9 protein-coding genes and 1 other annotated feature are annotated in these 7,629 nt (G+C 36.4%); of the genes, 2 read left to right on the top strand and 7 right to left on the bottom strand.

All coding sequences use genetic code 11. The features are described 5' to 3' along the window. Positions 1–224: 224 nt before the first annotated feature. Positions 225–692, bottom strand: a complete 468-nt coding sequence (locus tag KBI38_07630) for a YhcH/YjgK/YiaL family protein (GenBank protein ID MBP8629924.1) — start codon at positions 690–692, stop codon at positions 225–227. A gap of 145 nt (positions 693–837) precedes the next feature. After that, positions 838–1,032: a binding site (T-box leader), on the top strand. A 43-nt stretch (positions 1,033–1,075) separates the two neighbouring features. On the opposite strand from KBI38_07630, the gene KBI38_07635 reads away from it, so the two are divergent. After that, positions 1,076–1,555, top strand: a complete 480-nt coding sequence (locus KBI38_07635) for an Lrp/AsnC family transcriptional regulator (GenBank protein MBP8629925.1) — start codon at positions 1,076–1,078, stop codon at positions 1,553–1,555. After that, positions 1,552–2,718 carry an aminotransferase class I/II-fold pyridoxal phosphate-dependent enzyme gene (locus KBI38_07640; GenBank protein MBP8629926.1) on the top strand — a complete coding sequence of 389 codons (1,167 nt, stop codon included), beginning with the start codon at positions 1,552–1,554 and terminating at the stop codon, positions 2,716–2,718. The genes KBI38_07635 and KBI38_07640 overlap by 4 nt, the downstream gene beginning before the upstream one ends. Positions 2,719–2,758: 40 nt before the next feature. Here the strand turns inward: KBI38_07640 and KBI38_07645 are convergent, their stop codons facing one another. The 6 genes from KBI38_07645 to KBI38_07670 all read right to left on the bottom strand — a co-directional run. Then, positions 2,759–3,217, bottom strand: coding sequence for a chemotaxis protein CheX (locus tag KBI38_07645; protein ID MBP8629927.1), 459 nt, complete (start codon positions 3,215–3,217; stop codon positions 2,759–2,761). A 2-nt stretch (positions 3,218–3,219) separates the two neighbouring features. Beyond that, on the bottom strand, positions 3,220–4,122 hold the full coding sequence (locus tag KBI38_07650) for a response regulator (GenBank protein MBP8629928.1): 903 nt from the start codon (positions 4,120–4,122) through the stop codon (positions 3,220–3,222). Positions 4,123–4,278: 156 nt separating this feature from the next. Further along, complete coding sequence (locus KBI38_07655; protein MBP8629929.1) at positions 4,279–4,641, bottom strand: P-II family nitrogen regulator; 363 nt, start codon at positions 4,639–4,641, stop codon at positions 4,279–4,281. Positions 4,642–4,654: 13 nt separating this feature from the next. Beyond that, entirely contained in the window at positions 4,655–5,962 is a 1,308-nt protein-coding gene (locus tag KBI38_07660; GenBank protein MBP8629930.1) for an ammonium transporter, read from the bottom strand. A gap of 315 nt (positions 5,963–6,277) precedes the next feature. Beyond that, entirely contained in the window at positions 6,278–6,589 is a 312-nt protein-coding gene (locus KBI38_07665) for a pyrimidine/purine nucleoside phosphorylase (GenBank protein MBP8629931.1), read from the bottom strand. Positions 6,590–6,676: 87 nt separating this feature from the next. After that, positions 6,677–7,629, bottom strand: a 953-nt coding sequence (locus KBI38_07670; protein ID MBP8629932.1) for an iron-containing alcohol dehydrogenase, incomplete at its 5' end; no start/stop codon positions are given.

Genomic DNA, 7,629 nt, shown 5'->3' on the forward strand with positions numbered 1-7,629 from the left:
TCGTCATTCTAAGCATAATCGAAGAATCTTAAAGAATAAACCACAAAGAGCGCCTAACTATGGTGGAATAATGGTTAAACGATGGTGTAATGTGGTGAAACAATAGTAAAAGATGTATTATAACAATTGTTTAATTTCGTGTTAAAAATATTTTTTACTCCATATTCCACAACCGTTTAACAATAGTTCAACGACTGTTCCCCTATCGTTCCCCTATCGTTCCTCTATTGTTCAATCGCTATTTTTACGACAATTTTTCTGATTTCTTGGGGTGTTGTTACCAGACAGGATGGTCTGTGAATGTCGGTAGGATAGAAAATTGTATACATTTTTTCAGAGACAACAACTTCTTGTTCATTGTTAATGTTTTTATAGAAAATTGCATCCTTCTCTTTACTACAATCTTCTGCAATTTCTTGGCCTGATAGCAAGGGGCTATAACCCATTACTTCAGCACCTTTTACCATATATTGAATATCAATATACTTAAGATGAGTTTCTGCTTTGCATTCAGCTTTTGGTTTAGTGGTATAAGTTGCCAAATTAGCAATTATAACGTCTCCATCAATTACATATTTACCATCAGCTTTTGAACTCCAATCCGTTTTTCGTAAAAACTCCAATGCTACTTGAATTCTTGGTGCTAAATATTTTTTTTCCACAGCAAAGTTATCAATATGACTTAAAAACATTTTATGAACCTCCAGATTATATTATCATTTAAAATTAAGTTTACTTCATTATATATAAAAAACAATAAAAAACCTATATTAACTTTGTTTTTTTATTGTTGCATTAACCATTGTCATTATGTTATTATTTAGTACAAATATATAAATAACAGCAATGATTGGATCAGTAAATTAACTATTCTCCTCAGAGAGTCGATGGTGCTGCAAATCGACGAGAATGTTTTTTGAAAGCTACCCAGGAGCTTTAGCTTATAATGAGCTAGCGTTGTCGGCGTTAACGATTAAAGTGGGCTTTAGAGCTAAACAAGGTGGTACCGCGGGAATACATCTCGTCCTTTTTCAAGGACGGGATTTTTTTATTATCTAAAGGAGTGGTGAATGTTATGAAAGAATTATTAGAATTGTTAGAACAAGATGCTAAGTACTCTACGGCTGATTTGGCAGTAATGCTTAGTAAATCCGAAGAAGAAATCATTCAAGCCATCAAAAAATTAGAAGAAAATAAAACTATTTTAAAATACAATACTATTATTGACTGGGCCAAAGCCGGTGTCGATAGCGTTACCGCTACAATCGAGGTTAAGGTTACACCGCAACGTGAGGTTGGTTTTGATGCTATTGCCGAACGAATTTATCGTTTTGACGAAGTTCGCAGTGTCTACTTGATGTCCGGTAGCTACGATTTACTAGTTGTAATTGAAGGAAATTCGCTACGCGAGGTTGCTAATTTTGTCTCTACCAGATTAGCACCAATTGATGGTGTAATCAGCACCACCAGTCATTTCATGCTTAAAGCTTATAAAAAGGACGGTGCGATTCTTAACGATAAAGAAAATGATCACAGATTGGTGGTATCGCCATGAGTTGGTCAGATAGATTCGCCCCTTCGGTAAATTCATTAGCGCCGTCAGGAATTCGTCGCTTTTTTGATATTGCTGCAGAAATGACCGGAGTTATTTCTTTAGGGGTTGGTGAGCCTGATTTTATCACCCCTTGGCATATCAGAGAAAGTTGTATCCATAGCTTAGAACAAGGTTACACTTCCTACACTGCTAATCATGGATTGTTAGAATTACGTGAAGAAATCTCACAGCAATTTATGGATGAGCATCAGTTACAATACAATCCCAAAGATGAAGTCTTAATAACAGTTGGTGTTAGTGAAGGCTTGGACTTAGCACTCCGCACCATCATCTGTCCCGGTGATGAAATTTTAATTCCCGAACCATGTTATGTTTCATATAAAGCCTGTGTATCTTTAGCGGGCGGAATTCCGGTAACTGTACCAACCAGTATTGAAACTGAATTTCGTATCACTGTAGAGCAACTCGAAAAATATGTTTCATCTAAGACAAAGGCATTAATTATCGGTTATCCTAATAATCCCACCGGCGCCATTATGCCGCAAGAAGAACTTTCAAAAATAGCAGAATTTGCTGAACGACATGATTTAATTGTCATTTCTGATGAAATTTATTCTAATTTAACTTATGATGCAACGCACACCTGTTTTGCTGCATTGCCGAACATGAAAGACCGCACTATTGTTTTAAATGGTTTTTCTAAATCCTATGCAATGACCGGTTGGCGCATTGGTTATGCTCTTGCTAATCATGAATTTATTGCTTCAATGAATAAAATTCATCAATATACAATGCTGTGTGCCCCAATCACTGCTCAAATCGGTGCATTAGAAGCACTGCGTCATGGCAAAATCCATATGAAAAAAATGGTTTCAGAATATGACCGTCGCCGAAAATTAATTTATGAAGGCTTTAAAGCAATGGGCTTAAATTGTTTTGAACCAAAAGGAGCCTTTTATATTTTCCCTTCAATTGCTAACACCGGTATGGACTCTTTAGAGTTTGCTGAAAAATTATTACGTAGCGAAAAAGTAGCCTTAGTTCCCGGTAATGCTTTTGGGGAAAGCGGTAATGGTTTTATCCGTTGCTCTTATGCCACTTCTATTAGTAAAATTGATGAAGCATTAGCACGTATTGAACGTTTTTTACAACAAAATTGCTAAAATAAAAAGTCGTTTTCTTAAAATAGAAAACGACTTTTATTTATGATATTGATACATTTATTTCGACAGTTTGCGAATTTATCAGCATTTCAATGCAAATATATTTGTCATTGCTGATTTTCAGCGTAAAACCATCCCCGATGGTGAGAATTGGCGTTGAAATATCAACCTCAATCCCCATTTGGGACAAGTTAGTCGCTGAATTTGCAGTTAGCATATTCGCCAGCTCTGAAATCGCACTTTGCGCCATATCGTCCATCGACTCTACCGGCATTCCCATCATCATCGTTGAGGCAACAAACTTGGCGGTTTCTTCACTCATATTATAAGCAACATTACCGCCCAATTCTTTCGTCAACCCTACCAACACTGTAACACCTTTACTGGTTGCAGTTTTATCTTTAAGCGAGATATTACCTCTCTTTACTTCTGTAAACCCTATTTGAGGCATTATTGTATGGAAAGCATCAATAAATGGATTAATCAGTTTTGCATCCAATGTTATTCGCCCCCTGTAAAACCAATATTAATGTTAAAATCTCCAATTTCTGTTTTTGCCACAACGCTGAAATTCTCCAATTTATTGTTGTTTATTATATTAACCTCTTTACCACTAATTGTCCCTGGTGGTGAAATCCTTAAGTCATTACTAATTAACGAATCATTAATCATCGAAACTCCACGCCCTGCAACAATATTGGCAAACTCTTCAATACTTTCAATCGCTATTTCATCTTCCGGTGTCCGCCCTAATAATAACGCTGTAAACTTCGCTGCTGTTTCAAAGCTAACACTCAAAACAAATCTGCCCTTGCTGTTACCGGTAATACTAATTAACACGGCAATGCCATTGACCACTAATTGAGTGTCACTTTCTAAAAACTCAACTTCTGTTCTTAATCCCACGAGCGTAAACAGATTTTTTTGTAAACTACTAATAAATGGTGTTATATATGAATCATGAATTTGTTTTTCTTCGTCTGTTAAAACTCTGATTTTCTTTTCACTTTCAATCGGTTTTTGATTAGTTCCGGAAAAATTAGTTAATCGTCTTAAAACATATAATAACTCATCTTTCAATAACGGCTTTTGTAAAAACGCTCTTACACCAACTTGGGTTCCTTTAGTGATTAAATTATTATCTTTCATGGCACTAATCATAATAATTTTGACATTAGGATCAATCTCTAAAATTTTACGACTACATTCAATGCCATCTGAATCCGGTAAATTCATATCCATGGTGACAATATCAGGTCTGCATTTTTTAAATTCTTCTACGGCTATAGTTGCAGTTTTCGCATAAGAACATATATCAAATTCCGTGTTATTTAATATATCGCCAACCACTAAATGACTGATAACAGAATCGTCTACTACTAGCACTTTAAACTTGTTTACCATCTGATCACCACTTTCCATTTTTTAAGTAGCTGTAAAGTTATTATATATGATTAATTTTAACTTAAAAATAGCATTTTGTCCAAAAATTATATAAAAAATCCCAAACTTAATTTTCCATAAATTAAGTTTGGGATTTTTTTATATTAGTTACTTTTGTTAGTCCACTTTATCAATAATAGCAGCATCGCCTTCTTCACCGGTGCGAATTCTGATGGCATTCTCAATTTTATAAACAAAAATTTTACCATCACCAATTTTTCCGGTTTTTAAAACTTTCTTTGCTACTTCTAACACTCTTTCGACCGGTATTTCACAAACAACTGTTTCAACTTTTACCTTTGGGGTTAAATTAATATCATATTCCATTCCTCGATAAACTTCTTTATGCCCTTTTTGTAAACCACAGCCGTACACTTGAGTTACCGTCATCCCGGCTACCCCAATTTCATTTAGTGCTTCTTTTAAGACCTCCAGCTTATCAGGTCGCGTAATAATATCAATTTTAGTTAAATTAGTCATATCAATTTCCTCCTTATTTATGTTGCATACTAACTACATGAGGAATTCCACTAACTTCTGATAATTCTCTGATTGCTAACGGAGTTCCCGAAACAAAATTTTGCGCATAAGCACTTTCACCATGCTCACTTAAATCAATACCGGAAACTTCATCACTTTCATCAACACGTAATTGCATGAATAGCCCTAATGTTTTGAGTATAACAAAGGTTCCTACTATTGCCAAGCCCCAAGCTACTAATACTGTTATAAATTGAGTTATTACTAAGTCCGGATTTCCATAAAATAAACCGTTGGCACCAGCTTCATTAACAGAAGTCGTTGCCCATAACCCGGTCGCAATAGCGCCCCAAGTTCCACCAACACCATGTACGCCAAAGGCATCTAATGAATCATCATAACCTAATTTAGCTTTTACTACCGCTACTGAAATGTAGCAAATAATACCGCTTAATAACCCAATTAACACCGCCGGAACTGCTGTTACAAAACCAGCTGCCGGAGTAATCGCCACCAACCCAGCTACACAGCCACTCGCTGCGCCAAGCACAGTCGGTTTTCCATTATGTTTCCACTCTACAATTACCCACGAAACCATTGCTGCCGCTGCGGCAACTTGTGTTACTAAAAAGGCATTAGCCGCTAAACCATTAGCTCCTAAAGCACTACCGGCATTAAAACCAAACCAACCAAACCAAAGGATTGATGCTCCTAAAATAGTCATTGGTAAATGATGTGGCAACATCGGCGTTTTGCCAAAGCCTTTTCTTTTACCTAACATAATACATGCTACTAGACCGGAAACACCTGATAAAATATGAATTACTGTACCACCGGCAAAATCAAGTGCACCTAAATTTCTTAACCAGCCACCAACACCCCATACCCAGTGAGCCATTGGGTCATAAATGAAGGTTGCCCAAGCTAACGTAAAGACTACAAATGCCGGAAATCTCATTCTTTCGGCAAACGCTCCAGTTATCAACGCCGGAGTAATTACCGCAAACATACATTGAAATGCTACAAACGCTAATTGCGGAATAGTTGCGGCATAATCAGCATTTGCTTCTAACCCTACACCAGCTAACCCAACCCAGCTTAAATCACCAATCAAACCGTTAACATCCGGTCCAAAAGCTAAGCTATAACCGATTAAAACCCATTGTACGGTAATAAGCCCCACAATGAAGAAGCTTTGCATTATTGTTGTTAATACACTCTTACTTCTAACCATCCCACCATAAAATAGCGCTAATCCCGGTGTCATAAAAAAGACAAAGGCTGATGAGATTAAAACCCACGCAGTATCACCGGCACTAATCTCCACCGCTTTGCTAGCCACTTCGGTCGCAACCTCAGCATCCGCCCCCCAGGCAATTGGAATTAATGTAAAAATCGAAAAACAAATAAAAGATAAGACCATCCATAATTTCTTCACTTAAATCCCCTTCTTTCCTAAAAATTAAAACGCCTTACACTGTTAATAGTGTAAGGCGCCTTTGCCTAAAATTATTTAATTTATAAAATAATAAAAACAGAAAAAGCCACTCCAAACGTTGCCGTTTGTCGTGGCTTCATTGCCAATAATTATTTTATGTTTTGATTATAGCAACCCTGTTTAGCTTTGTCAACAATTTTATTTTAAGTATGAACAACAATAATCAGCAACTTCTGTCACTACTAATTTAAAGCTAGAATTAGCTGGTACATTAAAGCTTTCGCCACCTTTTACTTCTTGCCACTCAGTTTGATTAGGTAATAAAATTTTCATTGTTCCTGCCATAATTTCCATTAATTCTGCAGCTTCTGTACCAAATTCATATTCACCAGGCATCATAATTCCTAGCGTTTTTTTAGTGCCATCAGCAAACAATACACTACGGCTGGTAACATTGCCCCCAAAATAAATATTAGCTTTTTTTACAACTGTTACATTTTGAAATTCCATAAATACAACTCCTCATTCATAACAAAATTATTTTTTATAAAAACAGCAAACTTTGGCTTACTGCTTTATCTTTACCACAGTTTAAACTCAACCCTCATAAATTTTAAGCAATAAAGCTTTCATGCTTTCACAAGTCATTTTTACCGGATTAGATCTGGTTGAACCTTGCAACGCATTATCAATAATTTCCGCTAAATCATTATAAAAAATCTCTTTGTCAATCCCCATTTCAGCAAAAGATCGCGGAATATTTAGCTTGGTATTTAATGCTTTAATAGCATCCACAAAACATTCTACACCAATTTCTTTGGCAAGTATAGCTAATTTCTCTTTTACCACAGGATTTTGACTATTGTATTCCAAAACATATGGTAGCACGACCGCATTAATCAAACCATGAGCTTCATCAAATTTACCTCCGATAGAGTGAGCAATCCCATGCACCATTCCTAACCCGGCATTAGCAAAAGCATAGCCGGCCATACACTGATAATTATGAACCTTTTCACGGCTTTGTAATGTTTCTTCATGATATGATATTGGTAAATATTTATACAAACCACCAACAGCGCCTCTAGCTAAAACCTCCGTAAAGTCCTCGACTGCTTCATTACAATAAGCCTCCACCGCATGTGTCATTGCATCCATACCGGTCTCTGCGACAATTTTCTTGGGCATCGTCATTGTTAAGGTCGGATCTAAAATCGCTACATCCGGCACAAACGCATCTGATTTCAAGCCAATTTTAATATTATCACGGCGAAAAGTTACCACCGATGCTCTCGTAACTTCACTAGCAGTACCGGAAGTTGTCGGAATGGCAATAAATTTAAGCATATTACGATTTTGCGGAATTTTGCCTGCTCTTAAATCATCAAATGTCAATTGGGGATATTCATAAAAAATTGCCATTATTTTTGCTGCATCCATCGGTGACCCACCACCAATCGCAATCAATACTTGCGGACAAAAATCATTCATAACTTTCATTGCAGCTAAAATGCTGTCTTCATCCGGATTTTTTCTTATGCCACTGTAAA

This window comes from Negativicutes bacterium (assembly GCA_018052945.1).
In the GTDB taxonomy this organism is placed as follows: Bacteria; Bacillota; Negativicutes; order JAGPMH01; family JAGPMH01; genus JAGPMH01.